16 protein-coding genes are annotated in these 19,308 nt (G+C 35.4%); 4 read left to right on the top strand and 12 right to left on the bottom strand.

The window, feature by feature from the left end; all coding sequences use genetic code 11:
- Positions 1–121 precede the first annotated feature (121 nt).
- The 4 genes from CPS_RS02655 to CPS_RS02640 all read left to right on the top strand — a co-directional run bounded on the left by CPS_RS02655 (position 122) and on the right by CPS_RS02640 (position 3,444).
- Positions 122–1,573: a COG3014 family protein gene (locus CPS_RS02655; RefSeq protein WP_011041448.1), complete on the top strand. Its 1,452-nt coding sequence runs from the start codon at positions 122–124 to the stop codon at positions 1,571–1,573.
- A 75-nt stretch (positions 1,574–1,648) separates the two neighbouring features.
- Positions 1,649–2,122, top strand: coding sequence for a YcfL family protein (locus CPS_RS02650; RefSeq protein WP_011041447.1), 474 nt, complete (start codon positions 1,649–1,651; stop codon positions 2,120–2,122).
- A gap of 167 nt (positions 2,123–2,289) precedes the next feature.
- Entirely contained in the window at positions 2,290–2,892 is a 603-nt protein-coding gene (lpoB, locus tag CPS_RS02645) for a penicillin-binding protein activator LpoB (RefSeq protein ID WP_011041446.1), read from the top strand.
- A 69-nt stretch (positions 2,893–2,961) separates the two neighbouring features.
- Positions 2,962–3,444 carry a glycine zipper 2TM domain-containing protein gene (locus tag CPS_RS02640; protein ID WP_011041445.1) on the top strand — a complete coding sequence of 161 codons (483 nt, stop codon included), beginning with the start codon at positions 2,962–2,964 and terminating at the stop codon, positions 3,442–3,444.
- Positions 3,445–3,616: 172 nt separating this feature from the next.
- On the opposite strand, the gene CPS_RS02635 is transcribed toward CPS_RS02640, so the two are convergent.
- From CPS_RS02635 to CPS_RS02580, 12 genes are all read right to left on the bottom strand, one after another.
- Positions 3,617–5,557 (bottom strand): polysaccharide biosynthesis protein, encoded by a 1,941-nt coding sequence (locus CPS_RS02635; protein WP_011041444.1) that lies wholly within the window; start codon positions 5,555–5,557, stop codon positions 3,617–3,619.
- 281 nt (positions 5,558–5,838) lie between these two features.
- A complete protein-coding gene (gene galU, locus CPS_RS02630) occupies positions 5,839–6,726 on the bottom strand; it encodes a UTP--glucose-1-phosphate uridylyltransferase GalU (RefSeq protein ID WP_011041443.1) in 888 nt (295 codons plus the stop codon).
- Between the two features lie 64 nt (positions 6,727–6,790).
- Complete coding sequence (locus CPS_RS02625) at positions 6,791–7,795, bottom strand: NAD-dependent epimerase (protein ID WP_011041442.1); 1,005 nt, start codon at positions 7,793–7,795, stop codon at positions 6,791–6,793.
- Positions 7,796–7,966: 171 nt separating this feature from the next.
- Positions 7,967–9,133, bottom strand: coding sequence for a nucleotide sugar dehydrogenase (locus CPS_RS02620; protein ID WP_011041441.1), 1,167 nt, complete (start codon positions 9,131–9,133; stop codon positions 7,967–7,969).
- 15 nt (positions 9,134–9,148) lie between these two features.
- Positions 9,149–9,715 (bottom strand): sugar transferase, encoded by a 567-nt coding sequence (locus CPS_RS02615; protein WP_011041440.1) that lies wholly within the window; start codon positions 9,713–9,715, stop codon positions 9,149–9,151.
- A gap of 60 nt (positions 9,716–9,775) precedes the next feature.
- Positions 9,776–10,741, bottom strand: coding sequence for a UDP-glucose 4-epimerase family protein (locus CPS_RS02610; RefSeq protein ID WP_011041439.1), 966 nt, complete (start codon positions 10,739–10,741; stop codon positions 9,776–9,778).
- Positions 10,738–11,871, bottom strand: coding sequence for a glycosyltransferase family 4 protein (locus CPS_RS02605; protein ID WP_011041438.1), 1,134 nt, complete (start codon positions 11,869–11,871; stop codon positions 10,738–10,740). Before CPS_RS02605 ends, CPS_RS02610 begins: the two co-directional genes overlap by 4 nt.
- 1 nt (position 11,872) lies before the next feature.
- The gene (locus CPS_RS02600) at positions 11,873–13,327 is read right to left on the bottom strand and encodes an asparagine synthase-related protein (RefSeq protein WP_011041437.1); all 1,455 of its coding nucleotides are present in this window, start codon (positions 13,325–13,327) and stop codon (positions 11,873–11,875) included.
- A 341-nt stretch (positions 13,328–13,668) separates the two neighbouring features.
- The gene (locus tag CPS_RS02595) at positions 13,669–14,811 is read right to left on the bottom strand and encodes a glycosyltransferase (RefSeq protein WP_011041436.1); all 1,143 of its coding nucleotides are present in this window, start codon (positions 14,809–14,811) and stop codon (positions 13,669–13,671) included.
- Positions 14,812–15,021: 210 nt separating this feature from the next.
- On the bottom strand, positions 15,022–16,173 hold the full coding sequence (locus tag CPS_RS02590; protein WP_011041435.1) for a hypothetical protein: 1,152 nt from the start codon (positions 16,171–16,173) through the stop codon (positions 15,022–15,024).
- A gap of 371 nt (positions 16,174–16,544) precedes the next feature.
- Positions 16,545–18,080, bottom strand: a complete 1,536-nt coding sequence (locus CPS_RS02585; RefSeq protein WP_011041433.1) for an asparagine synthase-related protein — start codon at positions 18,078–18,080, stop codon at positions 16,545–16,547.
- Positions 18,064–19,284 carry an oligosaccharide flippase family protein gene (locus CPS_RS02580; protein ID WP_011041432.1) on the bottom strand — a complete coding sequence of 407 codons (1,221 nt, stop codon included), beginning with the start codon at positions 19,282–19,284 and terminating at the stop codon, positions 18,064–18,066. Before CPS_RS02580 ends, CPS_RS02585 begins: the two co-directional genes overlap by 17 nt.
- Between the last annotated feature and the right edge of the window lie 24 nt (positions 19,285–19,308).

Raw genomic sequence — 19,308 nt, 5'->3', positions numbered from 1 at the left:
GTTTTAATTTATACCCATTTATTCTAGATCACTCTTCATGTGTTTCATAATGTTGCATAAACTTACACTTTTTATACAGCTATCTTCTTGCTATATACTGTTAACAAGATAAGCTACTAATATGCTGAATATTCCTTCCAAAATCTCGATAATCCTACTACTTTCACTCGCACTAAGTGCTTGTGCAGGCACTTCATTTAGTGATTTATTTAGTAACTATAATAAACAGATGCAAGGGGCAAAAAATGCTCAACAGCAAGGTAACTTCGAACAAGCAGTATCATTGTTACCAGAGCGCAGTGAAAGCAATGGCAGTTATGGTTTAAGTTTATTAGAAAAAGCCCGTTTAGAGTTTCTCGCCAATAATCACACACAAAGTCAGCAAGACTTTGCCCTAGTATATCGACAGGTTCAGCAAGCGGAACAAGCAGCTAAAATTCAACTAAGCCGTGGTATAGAAAACATTCAAGCCGTTGTTAGTAACGACAACGCAACTCGATACGACATTCACTACTATGAACAAAGTATGCTGCATTGTTACCAAGCACTTAATTACTTAAACCAAAATGATCTCTCTGGTGCTTTAGTTGAAATACGACGCGCGAATTTAGTTCAGCAAAAAGCCTTACAAGCCAATCAACAAGCACTTTTTGATAGCCAAGAAGAAATGTCAAAAAAAGGCGTGAGTTCTGAAAGCTTAGCAAGTAAATATCCATCAATGAGTACCGCCATTGGCAAGGTAAAAAATGGTTTTCAAAATGCCTACACCTTTTACTTATCTGGCGTACTTTACGAAGCCGCAGGACAAGCCAATGATGCTTATATAGACTATAAAAAAGCATTAGAAATTTACCCTCACAACGTAACCGTGCAAAAAGATGTCTGGCGCTTGGCTACTAAGCTTGGCATGACTAATGACATTCAATTATTCGGTAACCGTTTTTCTAGCGATATTACCCGAGGTAATCACCAAACCGTTGATAACCGAAAAAGTTTAACTAAAAGTGGCCAACTTGTTGTGCTTGTTGAACAAGGTATCATCCCGAGTAAACAGGAAGTATCCATCCACCTACCCATTTTCACTAGCCATAACGATATGCGCTTTTACAGTTTAGCTTTACCTAGTTACCAAAATCGCTTACGCCAATACTCTGGACTCTCATTAAATTATCAAGGCAATACCTATCAGTCTCAAGAGATTGTCCGCTTACAATCTCTTGCCGCTAAGCAATTACAAGATGAGATGCCAGCGATTGTCACCAGACAAGTTGTGCGTCTTGTTGCTAAAGAAGAACTGAGACAACAAATGAGCCGCAAAGGTGGTGATGTCGGTAACATTTTAGCCGGACTTTACAATATAGCGTCTGAAAAAGCAGATACTCGCAGTTGGAGTACACTACCCGATAGTATTCATATACTTCGATTAGACTTGGCGCCTGGCCAACAAGAAGTAGAATTGAACATTAACGGCAGCAGTCGCACCATCACGGTTGAAATTAACGAAGACAGACAAACCTTAGTAAAATTAACCTCAATCGGAAGTTATACTAATTATCAAAGTATCAATCTTTAAATTAAAGTACACAGTGAAGTATCACCTAAAATATTAGTTAAGCATAGCGCCCTGTTAAACATGGAGTACTAAACAATGAAAAAAGTTAAAATGATGACATCGACTACAACAAGACGTTCCGCACTGTTAATCGCAGCGTTGACGGCGACGTTACTGATCAGTGGTTGTAAAAATGTTCCGCCTGTTACCTCTGGTATGGGCAGTGATCAAATAGCCCCAGGGCAAAAATTCAGTAAGCATTTACAGGTGCATAACCCAGAGTTAGGCAAGAAGCTTCATATAAGTGACATCAGATCTCGAACAAATAATGAGCTGCTTGAAATTAATTTATCACTCACTAGTACCTATGAAAAAACACTCAAACTGCAATATCAATTTACTTGGTTTGATAAAGATGGTTTTGTGATTGAAGCCGGTAAAGCCCCTTGGAAACCACTTGATTTACATGGTATGCAAACCGAGACAGTACCTGGGTTAGCACCAACGAATCAAGTTGCATCGTTTAGCCTCTATGTACGAGATGTACCGGAAAAATTCTTTAAATTTTAGCGAATAAATAAGTAACAAACTCAACAAAGAATATTACGTCATACCCGAGGTGTTTTAATCGGGTATCCAGCTTTAAACTCAATGGGTTCCCGCTCCGATACTGCGGGAATGACGATATAAAAGATTTAGTACTACAAATTAACATTACCAAGCAAAGGGAAAACCAAATGAAAAAACTTATTATGATTACCAGTGTTGCATTAACACTTACTCTTGTTGCCGGTTGTACCAACAAATCCGTTGTACGTTATGGAGACGCAACAGAAGTTGAAACAACCGACATTAGTTTTGGCTCTACTGACCTACAAAAAGTAGCTGGTGATATGACTGACTCATTACTAGTATCTCCTGTCGTAGGTACACTAACAGCAAACACTCGCCCTATTATGTTTGTTGAAAGTATTAAAAATAAAACCAGTGAACACATTGATACCGAATCAATTACTGACTCTATTTCAACCAAATTACTTCGTTCTGGTAAATTTAGATTTGTTGATATGGGCCGAGTAGCAGCTGCACGTAAACAGCTTGATTACCAACAAAGCAGCGGTATGGTTGATCCAAACAAAGCGATGCAATTTGGTAAGCAAGTTGGTGCGCAATATATGCTGTATGGCAACTTAGCTAGCATAGTTAAGTCTAATAAAGATCAGTCAGATGTTTATTACAAATTTACCCTTCGTTTAATGGATTTAGAAAGTGGCTTAGTTGAATGGGCTGATGAAACTGAAATCCGTAAAACCAAAGGTAAAGAATTTGTTAGCTGGTAGCTGATAGCTGATACTCGTTAGGAACACTGATGAAATCATTAGTTAGAAAGAATTTAAATAAGGAAAAGTATGAAATCGTTATTATTAACAAGTTTAACCCTATTCACATTCTTCTTTAGTAATTTAGCTAATGCAGACTATGATAGAAACAAAGCAGTACCTGTTGAACAGGTACTCTTTGGCACAGTAATTTCTGCCAGAAACGTTAGCCAAGAAGAATTGATTCAAGATAAAAATAGCGGTTGGAAAACCTTTGGTGGCGCACTCATAGGTGGCGCCATTGGTAATCAATTTGGTGGTGGTAGCGGCCGAGATATAGCGACTGTATTGGGTGCTGTTATTGGTGGTAAAATGGCCAATAATCGTAGCCAAGATAAAACAGTCGTTATTCATCTTGTCGAGTTAATGATAGAAGTTGACTGCGCTGAACAACAATGCCAGCAATATATGGTGATTCAAGATTATGATTCACAAATGGTCTTTCATCACCAAGATGCGGTAAGAATGGTTTATCTTGCCAACGGTAATGTAAGAATTGACAAACAATTTTAGGGATTGAATTCCCGATTGATACACCACGGGAATGACGATGGATACGCATAAATTACACAACTAATTCACGTCATTCCGGTTATCACTCAGGCCAACCAGTTTGGCACTACTCAACCAACGTCATTCCCGCGTTTTCTTGGCGGGAATCCATTAACTTTATCCTAGATTCAAGCTAAGTGGCAACCTTCAGTTCAATAATATCAGCCGTATATTGCTGTAAAGTACTTTTCTGCTGCCAGACTAAATCACAAATTCCATCCGTAGGATTAAAACCTGTTGGCGCCTTGAGTAAGATTTCACGAATTAATTCATGATCAAACGCATGACAAGCATCGTCAAGCCTCGATATCAATGCCTCTAACTCATCCCAATCAAGCATCACTTCTTGTGCAGTCATAATACGCTCATGTGAAGTCCCTGAAACGTTATCACCTATAAGAAGTTCCTCATAGAGTTTCTCGCCTGGTCTCAAACCCGTACATTTAATCTCTATATCTCCATCAGGTAATTCAGCGCTTTTAACGGAGAAACCACTTAAGTGAATAATGTTACTGGCTAAGTCATATATTTTTACCGCATCCCCCATATCAAGCACAAAGACATCGCCACCTTTACCCATAGCGCCAGCCTGAATAACTAGTTGCGAAGCTTCAGGAATAGTCATGAAATAACGAGTGATGTCAGGGTGAGTTAGCGTTACCGGACCACCATTTTTAATTTGTTTTCTAAACAGCGGTACTACTGAACCAGAGGAACCCAATACATTCCCAAAACGCACCATACAAAAGCGCGTAGAATGTTGTGTTTTAGCTAACGCCTGTAGTACTAACTCAGCCATACGCTTAGTGGTACCCATGATATTAGTAGGTCTAACAGCTTTATCGGTGGAGATTAAAACAAAGGTCTCAACATTGGCATTTATCGCAGCACGCGCTGCGTAATAAGTACCAAAAACATTGTTTCTAACTCCTTCAACAACATTATGCTCAACCAATGGCACATGCTTGTATGCTGCTGCATGGTAAACCGTTTGTACGGCAAAACTTTTCATTACTGTTTCAATGCGATTAACCCTTTGTACTGACCCCAAAAGTGGCAATACTTCAACAGCTAAATCATGTTGCTGCTTATATTCATTAAGTTCTTTATCAATGGTATACAAGCCGAATTCTGATAACTCAAACAACACAAGCTTAGTAGGTTTTAATCGAATTATCTGACGGCATAATTCAGAGCCAATAGAGCCACCGGCCCCAGTAACCATAACTACTTTATCGGCTATATCGGCATTCATCAATTCTGGTTTTGGCTCTACAGAATCACGCCCTAATAAATCTTCAACACCAACATCTTTAAACTCTTCAAGTTTAGCCTTGCCTTCAACAATATCAGCCATACCTGGAATGGTTAATACCTGAATACCTAAACAATCAATTTTAGCCAACACTTGTTTCCTCCTTGCTCTTGAGGCGCTTGGTATAGCTAATAATATTTTTTGAACGGTTTTTCTTTCAACTACGTGGGAAATTTCTTCTGGAGAATAAACAGGAATGCCTTGAATAATCTGTCCTTGAAGCGCTTTATAATCATCAATAAAAGCCACCGCATGATATTCAGGACCTTGTGATAAAGCCGTCGCTAATTGACGGCCTGAAGAACCTGCGCCATATATCAATACAGAGGCTTTTTTATGCCAGCGTTGATGACTAATTACCGCTCTTACTGAAACTCTTGAGCCGCCAATCAATATCAAACATAAGCTAATGAAAATAAAAGGAACAGTTCGAGGAATGCCTGCGGTATACAAAAAAGAAAACCCAATAACGAACATGGCAGAAAAAATACTGCCCAATGCTATAGCCCAAACCGCTTGCATATTCATATAACGTAATACAGCACGATAAAGGCCCAGCTTTACAAAAACTAATAAACTTAGCGGTAAAGAGCAGGAAAACACTAGCCAGTAACCTTGGTCGAATAGTGGGGAGAAGCTATCAAGGCGCATAAATAATGCTAACCAAAAAGCACAAAATAAAAAGATAGAATCTATCAACAACGAGATGGCACGTTTATAAGCACGCGGCAAACTCAAAACAGACTGAATTAAAGACACTTAGGGTTCCTTTTCATAGGTAACTTTATATTTCATTATGAAGATGCGCAGTATATACAAATTTTATTACAGAGTCAGAAGGGATTTCACATTAATACTTCAATGATTCGTTACTTGGCTATTTCTATTTGATAAGACAACTCAGGAATGACAATTGCTAGAGCAGTCACCTCGAACTAAACAGCCTTCAGCTGCAAATTCACCAACCGTCATCTTCGAAGTTTCTAATCGAAGATCCACCTGCACAAATTGTACTCATGATTAATACACCTAGGAAATAGTTATGAGTTCTTAACTGTTTCCTGTAAATAAGCTTTAAAATCATCACCTAATTCTGCATGACGTAAGCCATATTCAACATTAGCCTTCATATAACCTAACTTAGAGCCACAATCATGTGACTTGCCTGTCATATGAAAAGCCTCAACAGTTTCAATTTTCATTAAACTAGCAATGGCATCTGTAAGCTGAATTTCATCGCCTGCTCCAGGGGGAGTAAATTCAAGCATATCCCAAATTTTCTCTGATAAAACATAACGACCAACAACGGCTAAGTTTGATGGAGCTTCATCAACAGGTGGTTTCTCAACAACGGCAGTCATAGCTTTAGATTCGCCAGCCGTAAGTTCATCACCATTACAATCAGCCACACCATAGTTACTAACCATATCCATAGGCACAGGCTCAACCATAATTTGGCTATGTCCAACCTCATGATAACGAGTTAACATTGCTGATAAGTTTTCAGTTTTTAAATCGGCTGAAGCTTCATCCAAAATAACATCAGGTAATACTACAACAAATGGAGAATCTCCAATTATCGGGCGTGCTTTTAAAACTGCATGACCTAAGCCTTTAGCCTCTCCTTGACGTACATGCAAGATAGTAACGCCTTTAGGGCAAATAGCTTGTATTTCATCTAATAATTGGCGCTTTACTCGACTCTCTAAAGTTGTTTCGAGCTCAAAAGATTTATCAAAATGATTTTCAATCGCATTTTTCGAAGAGTGAGTAACTAAAACAATTTCTCTAATACCAGCCGCAACACATTCATTAACAATGTATTGAATCATAGGCTTGTCTACAATTGGGAGCATTTCTTTTGGTATTGCTTTTGTAGCGGGTAACATACGTGTACCTAGACCTGCTACGGGGATTACTGCTTTCATTTTTAAAACGTCCTTTGTTATTTATATTTTGTGTTTAAGTTTAAGTTTAAGTTTAAGTTTAAGTTTATATTTTATAGAAGTCTTTAAACCAAACCACAAGCTCGGCGACACCTTCTTTAACAGATATCTTAGGCACATAATTTGTCGCCTTAAATAAATCTTGGGTATCTGCATAGGTTTGATATACATCACCAGGTTGCATTTCACGAAAGTTCTTTTTCGCTTCAATACCTAACTCATCTTCAATGGCTTTAACAAAGTCCATTAAGCTGATTGGTGAGCCATGGCCAATATTATAGACTGAATAGGGTGCTGAGCTAGTAGCAGGGCTGCCACTTTCAACTTTCCACTCTGCATCACGTTCAGGAATCACATCAGCAATGCGGATAACACCCTCAACAATATCGTCAACATGAGTAAAATCACGCCACATATCACCATTATTGTTTATGTCGATAGTATCGCCATTCAATATTTTTTTAGTGAAAATATAAGGGGCCATATCAGGACGCCCCCATGAACCATAAACAGTAAAAAATCGTAAACCTGTAGTAGGAATATTATATAAATGGGAATAGCTGTGTGCCATTAATTCATTAGACTTTTTAGTTGCGGCGTACAATGACACAGGATGATCAACAGTGTCTTTAGTTGAAAAGGGTACCTTATTATTTAAGCCATAAACAGAGCTCGAAGAGGCATAAATCAAATGTTTTACCTGATTATTTCGGCAACCTTCTAATACATTTAAGTGACCAATCAAGTTACTGTCAGCATAAGCCATTGGATTTTCAATTGAATAACGCACACCGGCTTGAGCTGCCAAATGCACTACTTTATCAAACTGCTGAGCTGTGAATAACTCGGCCATAACATTGCGATCAGCAATATCCATCTTGATAAAGCTAAACGATGCATGTTCTATTCGTGCTAAACGTGCTTGCTTTAATGCAATATCATAATAGTCATTAATATTATCGATACCAACGACGTCATGTCCTGCTGCACACAAGCGTTCAACAACAGCACTACCAATAAAACCAGCAGCGCCAGTTACTAAATATTTCATTTTATTTACCTTTCCTAATATCGACCAAAACAGACTTCCATCTAGAAAAAGTCTGCTTCTATGTACCCTTTTCCCGCGCGATTAAAATCCCGCCTACATATCATCAACCCCATCACGATTAAAATTCCGCCTACATATCCCCCGTAGGCGGGAATTTATTCGCGCTTTGAGCTAATCACTACCGAATAAATCACGTGTATAAACTTTATCAACTACATCAATTAACTCATCAACCATTCGGTTAGAAACAATCACATTAGACATAGCTTTAAATTCCGACAAACTTTTAATCACTTTTGAATGATAAAATTCATCTTCTTCCATTACCGGTTCATATATTACAACATCGATACCCTTAGCTTTAATTCGTTTCATAATACCTTGAATAGATGATGCTCTAAAATTATCGGATCCCGCTTTCATAATTAATCGATAAATACCGACAACTTTAGGACTTCTTGCAATAATTGAGTCGGCAACAAAATCTTTACGTGTGCTATTAGCATCGACAATCGCGCTAATAATATTATTAGGCACATCTTTATAATTCGCGCGTAATTGCTTGGTATCTTTTGGCAAGCAATAGCCACCATAGCCAAATGAAGGGTTGTTGTAATGATTTCCTATACGGGGATCTAAGCTTACACCCTCAATAATATGGCGAGAATCTAAATCATGAACCTCAGCATAAGTATCAAGTTCATTAAAGTAAGAGACTCGCATCGCTAAATAGGTATTAGAGAATAGTTTAACCGCTTCGGCTTCCGTAGAACGGATAAACAAAACATCAATATTTTCTTTCCAAGCACCTTCAGTTAACAGCCCTGCAAACTTACGTGCTCGGTCAGAATCCTCACCAACAATAACACGTGAAGGATAAAGGTTATCATGCAGTGCTTTGCCTTCACGTAAAAATTCAGGGGAAAAAATAAGCCCTTCACAACCTAACTCTTCTCGTATCCGTGCAGTATAACCAACAGGTACGGTTGATTTAATCACCATACAAGCAGAGGGGTTGATAGCCATAACATCTTTAATAACCGACTCAACTGAAGCGGTATTAAAGTAATTAGTTTCTGGGTCGTAATCAGTAGGTGTTGCAATAATAACATAATCAGCACCCGCATAAGCCGCTTCTTTATCTAAGGTAGCGGTAAAGTTAAGCTCACGATTTGCTAAAAAGTCGGAAATCTCAGTATCTTCAATGGGAGATTTACCTGAATTGAGTAATTCTATTTTTTCAGCAATAATGTCAACGGCAATAACCTCATTGTGTTGCGCTAACAACATAGCATTTGATAAACCTACGTAACCTGTACCTGCAATAGCAATTTTCATAAAATCCGTCTCTACTTAATCTTTAGTAACTCTATCACCACTACCTGAACCGGTAACAGTTTGGAGTATATATTTAAAATAATAACTTATAGTCAAAGTTAAAATCATTTGTTCATCAGTCTTAGCCAATAATATCGGCGTAGACATATCTATTTCATTGACTTGAGAAAGTCCCGTAACACCAGGGCGTACATTATAAACGCCGCGTGATTCACGCTCAAGAACTAACTCTGTTTGGTTAAACAAGTTAGGTCGAGGACCCACCAAACTCATCTCACCTTTTAATACATTCCAAAGCTGTGGTAACTCATCAAGCTTAGTTTTACGAAGAAAGCTACCAAAGTTAGTGATAGAAGCGCTTGAAGCTAAGTGACTTGCTACAGAGGCAGTACCAACAGTCATAGTTCTAAATTTGATCAAATTAAAAGGTTTCTTATTTCGCCCTACTCTTTCTTGAATAAAAATAGGAGAACCAGTATCAAAATAACCAATTATGGTTAAAATAATTAAAAATGGGCAAGCGAATAGCAACCCAAAGAAGGAGAATATAAAATCTAAAATACGAATAAGTAAAAGGGTCATGAAGTATCTCTAATAATAACTTAGTTTTAAAGTGTAATATAGGTTTGAGTAAACATAGGATTAGTTCGAACGCTGGTCTTTAAAATATCTAGCTGTAGCAGCAAAACCTTCTACGACTGAATATGGCGGTTGCCAACTTAGTGTATCTTTCGTGTGGTTTATATCAACTTGTAAAGAGCCACATAATCTATCAATAACAGCTGATTTACCTAGCACTTTTCCAGCAATAGAAAAAAGAGCATTAGGAACGGGTAACATCAAACCAGACTTACCTAATCCAGCACTTAAACCATTAACGAATTCTTTAGTGGATAAATCATTATCATCAGACACTAAAAAGGTATTATTCGCGGCATTTGGATTATCAATGCACTCTACAATTAAACTAATTAAGTTTTCTACATAGACCATTGAGCGTTTATTATGACTTATGCAGCCAAATGGTAAGGGAATTCCAGTGGATGCAAATTTTAACATTGCGGCGAAATTTGCTTTAACTCCAGGACCATAAACCAGTGGAGGTCTAATTATCACAACTTCCATTCCTGTTTCATCAGCAATTAATTTTAAACCGGCTTCAGCTTCAGACTTAGAAATACCATAAGGGTCTTTCGGAGAGGGCTCATCAGAATTTTTATAGGGTTTTTTGCTAGTTGTACTTTCACCATTAACTTTAATTGAGCTCACAAAAATAAAACGTTTGACACCTGATTTCGCAGCGGCTTTAGCAAATACTAAAGTACCACGTACATTAACCTCTCTAAAAGCATCTAAAGGATCTTCGTTCTTTTCATTCATTACGTGTACACGTGCAGCGCAATGAATAACACAACCAATATCTTCGAGTTTGTTAGACCAGTCTGTCATAGGGCCAATATCACCAACGACTATGCAATTAACGTTATTAAATTCTTGAGATAAATTACGTAAAATGGGTGCAATAGAATCATCACAAAATCTTTCACTTAATTCTTTAGTTAAAGGCTTGCCTAAAAACCCTGTTGCTCCAGTTATGGCTATTTTCATTTTTGTAAAAGCTCATTATAAATATCTAAGTGTTTAGTAACTACAGCGCGCACATCAAACTCCTGCTCTGCAAAGCTCCTGCCTTTCTTACCCATAGAAATACGTAGAGCAGGATCATCTAGCAGCTTAATTATCGCTAAAGCAAGCGATTGTGCATCACGAACGGGAACAGCAATGCCTGTTACCTCATTTATTATTGCGTCCTTACACCCGGGGTTATCGGTAGTAACAATAGCTCGACCACAAGCTGCAGCTTCAATAAGCACCTTAGGCACACCTTCACCATAAAATGATGGTAAGCAAACTATATTGGAATTAGCAAAGATGCTAGGTATATCATTTCGATGACCCAAGTACTTTATCGTCCCATCACTAACCCACTGGTCAATTTCAACTTGTTTAACAGTATTAGGGTTCTCTAAGTCTGGCGTGCCCACCAGTAAGAATTCAGCTTCAGGAAAGTGCTCTTTTACAAGCTTTGCAGCATCAACATATACATATACACCTTTTTCCCTTAAAAGGCGGCACGCCATTACAATGGATGTGCGGTTATCAAGGTTTTCAGGTGAAAAATTATAAACTGATAAATCAGCACCCGAGCCTTTTATCAAAAATTTATCGCTAGACTCAAGTTTTGCTACCTTTGTTAAAATATTTTCATCCGATGTATTTTGAAATATCACCATTTTATACTTTTGCGATAACGCGACCTTATAAAAGGCTGATGCAATAAAACGAGTTAATTTTGCTCTTAATGTACTTGCAGTAAAAACATAGCCTAAACCAGAAATAGCAGCTACAAATGGAATATTACGATTGATACTTTTCAAAACCAAACCAGTATATAAAACAGGCTTTATGGTTACTGCGTGTATAAGTGAAGGATTAACATCATTAATTACCTTTCTAATACACTTAAGCGTATTTAACTCACTGAGAATACCAGCGCCGCTGCGACTAAAAGGAATCTCAAGTACGTTGAACCCCATGTCAATAAGCTCTTGTTTATGAGAGGTAAAATGACATGCAATTGTAACTGTATAACCTTTTTTAAGGGCATCTATTGCTATAGGTAAGCGATGAGAGATAAAAAACCAATCAACATTTACAATAAATAATAATTTTTTCAATTTAATACCAGTCAAATTTATCAGCTACATGCCCATCTACAACAGCAAGCTTATTTCTATTTCTCCAAGAGGCAAATACCAATAAAATATAAGCTTTGCAAGCTGAAGTATAATTCACCTTCTGTACATCTAAGTGTTTAGCAAAAAAACGGTTTGAATAATCTTGTTCTAAGAGGTCGCATTCAATAATTTCTTTTTTTATTTTTTCTTTGTTGATAGTAATAAATTCAGGCATATTGTATCTAAAGCCTGATTTCACCTTAAAGAAATCATCTACTTCAACATATTCATTAAGCATGCTACGTAATAATGTTTTATTGCAGCTGTTAGCTTTATCATAGCGCTCTTCTATTGGTAAATTAAAATAATAATCCACTAACTCTTTGTTTGAAAAAGGGAAGTAAACTTCATTCCCAAAGCTGTTAGTGGTTAGCTCTGCTTTCATCTGGAACATTGTACTATCACAAAAACGAGCTCTTATTGCGGCTCTAAAGTCATCTTTATCTAAATTGTTATACTGCTTTGAGAAGTATATAGCATCATCATCAATAAATTTATTATCAGTGAAATTCTCTATTTCACTAGAACTCAACCTAGTCCCAGGAAATAAACGTTCATATGGCTTCATAAATATACTAGATATTGCATAGTTTATAACTTCATTTGAAGTAAATTTTGAAGGTTCAAGGTAGCTAAAATTACCTAATGAGCATTTCATAATACTTCGCTCGAGTTTATTACTAACATAACCCATATAGAGATCGTTACCTAAACCATCTATAACTAGAGAGTCTGATTTAAAAACAGATTTATTTGCAGCTATATAAGGTAGCATAGAGAAATCTCCAGTAATACTCACAGCATTCTCTTGATACTCTAATAATGCATCGAATTCAGCTTCATAATTTGGAAACAAAATCGTATGTTCAAAACCTAAAGATTCTGCAATTTTTTTAGCTGCATCACTCTCTGTATCTCTAAAATTAGCTTCATAAGTTACACAATGAACATTTTGAATACCTTGCTCATGTAATCCTAACAGCATCGCAGTTGAATCTTTGCCAGCACTTTGCATCATATAGATGGGTTTAACTTCTTTTTTCAAGTGAGCAAATGAATTGGCAATTAATGTTTTTAATTTAGAGGTTGAAGGTTTACTATCTTGTTTAGAGTGTCGGTCCAAAAAACAAAAATTATTTTCCCATTTAAAAATATCATTCTTAATATCAATAGTTAATTTAGTGCCAATTGGTAGCATTAATACATTTGAATAAATTGTATATGGGGGATAAACACAACCATTTCTTAAAAAAATCTGAATTGAACTTTTAGATATTTTCAGTTCACTTTTATACTCTTTAACTTGACTCCAGTGATTAAACTCTATTACCTCACCATTATCTCTAAATAACAAAAAAGCGAACTTTTCACCTGTAATAGGTCCGTAGAACTCCATACTCAAAACATCTCCATTTCCAAAAAAGTGTGTAATTACAATTAAATATATATAGGATATAAAAAATCAAGTTAAACCGTTAGGTATAACATTCATATTTTATTATCAAACGAGAGAATAATCTTTTCTATTGCAAATTCCATTCTGCTATTTAGTTAGTGACAGTGAATTAAGTAGCCCAACTTAAAACCTATTATAAAGTCATTTTCACAAGCATTTGCCTCCCAAAACGATATAATCATTAATTTTGAGGCTCATTAATACCATATTCCAAACTAGTTTAGCCTGGACATACAGGCAATGAACACATTCGAAATAGCAAACAACATGTGATTTTTTTATTAAGAATGCTTATTTAAAGTTAAGTAATATTCTTGAGATATTTTGTCAAAAGCTAAAGAGTCAATAAATTCGCGACTTTCACTATTAAACCCCTCTCTTAATTCTACATAATTTTCAAATACATAAAGTATTGCCTTAGATGCGCCAAGCATATCGCCAACAGGAAATAACACCCCTCTTTTTTGGACCGAAAATTCAGACTTTATGCTAGAATAATCTTTATAATTATCACATAAAATTTCTTTAGGACCAGTTTTACAGTCACTGTGTATAGGAATTGCATTACATATCATCGACTCAATCAGAGCATTTGGGAAGCCTTCAGACTCAGATAGAGAAAGATACACCCCCATTTTTCTCACGTACTTAAATGGGTTTTTTATCATGCCATGCACTGTAACATTATTGATTTTTCTATTTTTAACTTCCTTTAACAGGTCTTCTTTTAAAGGTCCATCACCGAAAAAGTGGTAATGTGCAATATCGGATGTACCTAAAGCTAATTCAATTACATCAAAAGAACGCTTAGAGATATTTAACCTGCCTACAATTGCTACATTTAGTTTGTTATTTTTTAAATCACATTGATTGACGACTTCATTAGATAATCTAGTAATATTTTCAATATCATAAGGGTTATAAATTACAGAATAACGTTCAGGCCTCCACCCGAAGGTTTCTACAAAATCATCGACCATTTCCCTTGATTTAAATGTGTGGAAGTCAGCTTTTTTTAAAAGTTTAGAAAATATAAACTTATGGCTTTTTCCCAAAAAACCCCTCCTATTATAAAAACTACTGTACGCAAAACAGTGAACTGTTTTTAAATTAAATTTTGCCCCAAATAATTTAGCACACGTTGATAGTAATATAGGTAGATTAAGGTGAGCTTGAACTAACTTAGTATCATCGAGCTTCAACAATTTAATCAATGCATTAATATAAGTAAGTAATTTATATTTTTTACTTAAAATAACTTTCTTTTTTGCTGTGCAATCGTAAAAGAAGTTATCATTGAATACCCACAGAGTTGCTATATCATTTATATCTCTATTTTGAAATAATCGGGAAACCACTCGTTCAGCTCCACCAAGCCCTAAATTATTAATAAATATAATTGTTGACATCTTTTCTAAATCCATTTCTTGTTTCTTTTAAAGTCCGATTAATACTACAGCTGAATATTAACAACAGTAGATACATAAATATAGAGATATAAGATACAACACCTCTATACATTAAATAAAAGTTAATTATTGATACAGAGTAGTTTTAAATTTATACCTAAACAACCTTAGATAGCTATAAATATAGCCTTAAAACCTACAATCACTTATTAACAAAATCTTTAATCAACAACAAGCTTTCCTTTTAGCATGTGAAGAGAAAATAAAAACACCAACCCAGAAATACCAAAATAATGGATGCATAAGAGTATAAAACTGGAACGAAATGAATAAGAAAAACAAATAAGTCTTTATGGTTACATTATTAGAATGAGCTAGAGTTATAAAAAGTAAGAAAATAATTATTGAGCCAACAATACCAAATGTAACCAAAACATAAGGTATCGTAGGTAAGTGGATTTGAACGTAATCATGGCCCAATCCAACTCCAAATAGCTGCATAGTAATTGAAAATGAGGTTATTGCTTCAAACGCCATAACTCTTACATTTGTCGAATTATCATTTGAAATATTACCAACTCTCTCACTCAGATAATTAATTATCAGCTCATTGAATATATATGCGAATGCTATAAGGGATAAAATTGAAATGATCATATACTTAAGTTCAATCTTCTTATTAAGTTTAAGAACGATATAAACCAAGACCCCTGCCATACCCGTTAATGAAAAAGATAGTACAACCGAAGCTAAAGCACACTTCTCAACTATGGGGTTAATTTCATCAGCTAGGTAAGCCAACCACAATAAAGTTAATATATGGATTGAATAATTACCTGGTTCAGTAAACAACCCTACAGGCCTAAACATTGAAGTTCCTGATCCCTCTACATTCGCAAAGCCATTAAACCTTTGTGCCTCCCCTGTAATTGACAATAAGTAATCTATTTTGTCACCAAAAACATGAAACATAAAAAACTGAAAAAAGAAAAAACACAAATGAAAAATAATAAGGTAATTTAATCCTTTTTTACATTCAACGAAAACATCTTTCAGTAGGTATATACTAAAAAAGAAAGATAAATTGAGAAAAACACCAAAAATTGAATTTACATTAATATTGGCATTTCTATAATAAAAATTTAGTGATATAGAGAAGCATATATACATTATAAAAAATGCAATAAAAAGCACAATATTACTATCAAGCTTAGCTGTCCTCAGCCTCTGCCTATTTAAATAGCATAAAAAGAACACTAGAAAAATAGAAATTAGTGGTAATGGCGCTAATGATATTGAGTATATGTAAAATGAACGAAGGGTAACCCCCAAACCAATAAGAAAAAAAATAACACTATTCAATTTAACGATATTCAACGTTTATCACCTATATCTAGTAATATAAAATTAGCTAGTTGAAAAATATACACTAAAGGTTCAACCTCTAGTGTCTCACAAGAGAGGGAAGCAGGCCCCCATACCATAATATAATAAACACTGAGTCAGCCACACTTTAGAGTAAGTAAAATATTAACCAGGTCAGATTAACGAGTACAAAGTATTACTTGTTACTCGTATGAACCTGCTGCCATTATTAGTAAAGAGAACGAGAGTCAAACTCTCAAAGAATATTAAAATTAATATTCTGATATAAAGCAACAGAAAGACTTTACTTACACTTCATTATAACGAGTCTACATCAACGTTATTATTGATAGAAATAGGGTATTTGAATAAAAAGGATATAACTATTTCCTTAAATAGTTTCTAGCTAAAGAATATAACATACCATAGCAGCTGCCCTTCGCTGTATTGTAATAATCAGAATATTTATAAGGAATTTCTTCTGCTAGGTTTAGAGATTGGTTGTTATTAATAAAAGTATTTAGTGACGCAATCCACGAAACAACTTCATCTAACCTATTATTACTTGCACCTTTCGCTATTCCCCAGCTTGAGACTAATGCATCTAGGCTATACTCGTTAAATATACCTAGTTCCCTTATAGACTTACTATTCATAGCATTCAGCATTTCATCTTTAAGTTCTGTTTTTAACCATAAGCCATATTGATGGTAGCTCTTATCAAACTCATCAGCGGTACCTTCCGGTAAGTGATACAATATCCCAGTTCTAGCCCATGGGATTTGCAATAACTGTCCCGGTAATATATTCAATAATTCTACATACCAATCATTATTCCTGATATTTGGTTCCAAGCCCCACATCAAGCCAAAGACAGAGGGAGCAGTAAACATCTGATAAAAAGGGATCTTTTCAGCAACCACATGCATGCATGACTGTAACATTCGCCGCATATAATGGCACTCTTGTTCTATTTCATACTTTCTTAAGTTATTATCACCAGCGTTATGAAATGCAGGCAGTTGAGCATCATTTCTAATACTTTCTAGGGCACTTTGGAATAACTCGTCTTTAATCAGACCTAAATTATTTATTCTACTTGGTAGTACGCTACTTAACTTTGTAACATGTTTACCGGAAAACTCTGCTCTGCCGACGCTATCACCATAACTACCCGCAAGAATAACATCAACACCTTTCAAGTCTGCTACATCACTCATGGCATGAAAGTGAAGCGCGGACACTTCCGCCCCCATTTTTGCAGATAGCTGGATGTTCTTATGTAATGTCTCAGCTGTGATTGGAAAATGTACAAATTCCCAGCCAAACTGTTGACAAATTCTTTGTGAATATATTACATCCCTGCTATTCGCATTTCCCCATGTTATTCCTACAACACTAATACTTCTATTATTTTTCTGTAAATCTCTCACTACTCCAGCAACAACTCTGCTATCCATGCCTCCACTTAACAGAATCCCTACTGTATTAGCTTTACCTATGTAGCCAATTGCTTCATTCGACAATGAGGTTTTCAAATCACAGACAAAGGTTTCTTTATTCGGTTTGCTTTTCCCATGATAAGGTAATGATTCATTAATCCATCGCTGATTAGAATATGAGTGCATCCATGGTGCACGCTCAACATCAGTTATGAGAGTCCTATTTCCTAAAAGATATGGTAGGCAAGCTTTCTCTACTAAAGCTACCTTGTCCAATTCAATGTTCAGATTGTTTTTTGTTCTAAAATTGATGATATCTTCCATATTAAAAAAAAAGTCTGAAGGTGACTCTTTTGAGAAAAGGGGATATATAGTTCCTAGGTGAGATCCATTACCTATATAGTTTTTATTATAATTTCCATTCATGCACTTATCCCGAGCAGTTAAGTTTCTTCCAATACTAAATATTTCTTTCATTGTTTTTCTTATAAAAAACAAATGAAATCGTCCCTAACAAAAACTGGCTAGTACATACAGTTAATGCAGCTCCCGTCAAACCAAAAAGGTGAATGAACGGGTATGATAATGAAAAACCAATTAGAGAAGTAATTACCGTTATTTTCATAACTAGTTTATCTTTTTTATGTATTATAAGGTAGTTTGTGGCAAAAACACTATAGATACCAATGTTGAATATACCAATTATAAGTATTAAAAATACCTTATTCACAATTTCATCATTTATCTCTAGGAGTAGAAACACATACTGCCCAACAAAAATAAAAAGTAATGATACTGTAAAAAGTAAAAGCAAATAATATTTACAATACAGGTTAAATTTATCTTTATTCCTATTCAAGTATGGAAATATAACCGCTGTAATTACTGAGTTAAAAACATTCAACAATGAAGCAACTTGTTTAATCGCCCCGAACAAACCAACAGCATGATTGCCAAGCATCATACCCACGAGAAATGTTGTAGTATTATTATATAAATTTGGGAAAAATTGATTGATAAAAAGTGGAAAAGTATTTTTCAATGTTCTGTAGATAACCATAAATTTTACAAGTTTTAAAGAGACATTAAATTTATAATAAATAAGTAAATGTGACAAAATCGAAACGGTAATATAGGCACTTCCAAGCAATAATGGATATAACCAACCATCACCTTCATTGTTAATAAAAACAAAAACCCCAATAGTAAAAAGTAACTTAATACATAAATCTAAAAGAGTAATGTACCTCATTTGTTCCATGCCTCTAAAAAACCATTCAGGGAACATAGAGTGCCCTATAAGAATCAAACCTGTTAGTAAAAAGGTTGTTTTAGACTCAAAAAGCTTTGGTGTAAAAAAAACAACGACGACTAAAACTAGCAGACTAATAATTAAAAGTAACAACTTACACCAGACAACCTTACTATAGATAAACTCTAAACGAGCCGCACTACTCCTATTTTTTGCTATTTCTCTCGTAGCAGACAAATTAAAGCCGTATTCAGTTATAGTCTGAAAATACATAATTAATGAAAGCGCAAGAACTATAACGCCATAATTATTTAGTTCTAGAGTTTTCAATAAGTAGGGCAAGGTAACCAAGGGTAATAATAGGTTAAATATCTTAAGAACAGCCAATGAACAAAAATTATCCACTAGCCTTTTTATATCAATATTCATTCAGTTTTTCACCAAGTCCAACTG

It is taken from the genome of Colwellia psychrerythraea 34H (assembly GCF_000012325.1).
GTDB classification, from domain to species: domain Bacteria; phylum Pseudomonadota; class Gammaproteobacteria; order Enterobacterales; family Alteromonadaceae; genus Colwellia; species Colwellia psychrerythraea_A.
The sequence above is the reverse complement of the archived record's forward strand: the minus strand, read 5'-3'. Positions and strand labels throughout refer to the sequence as shown.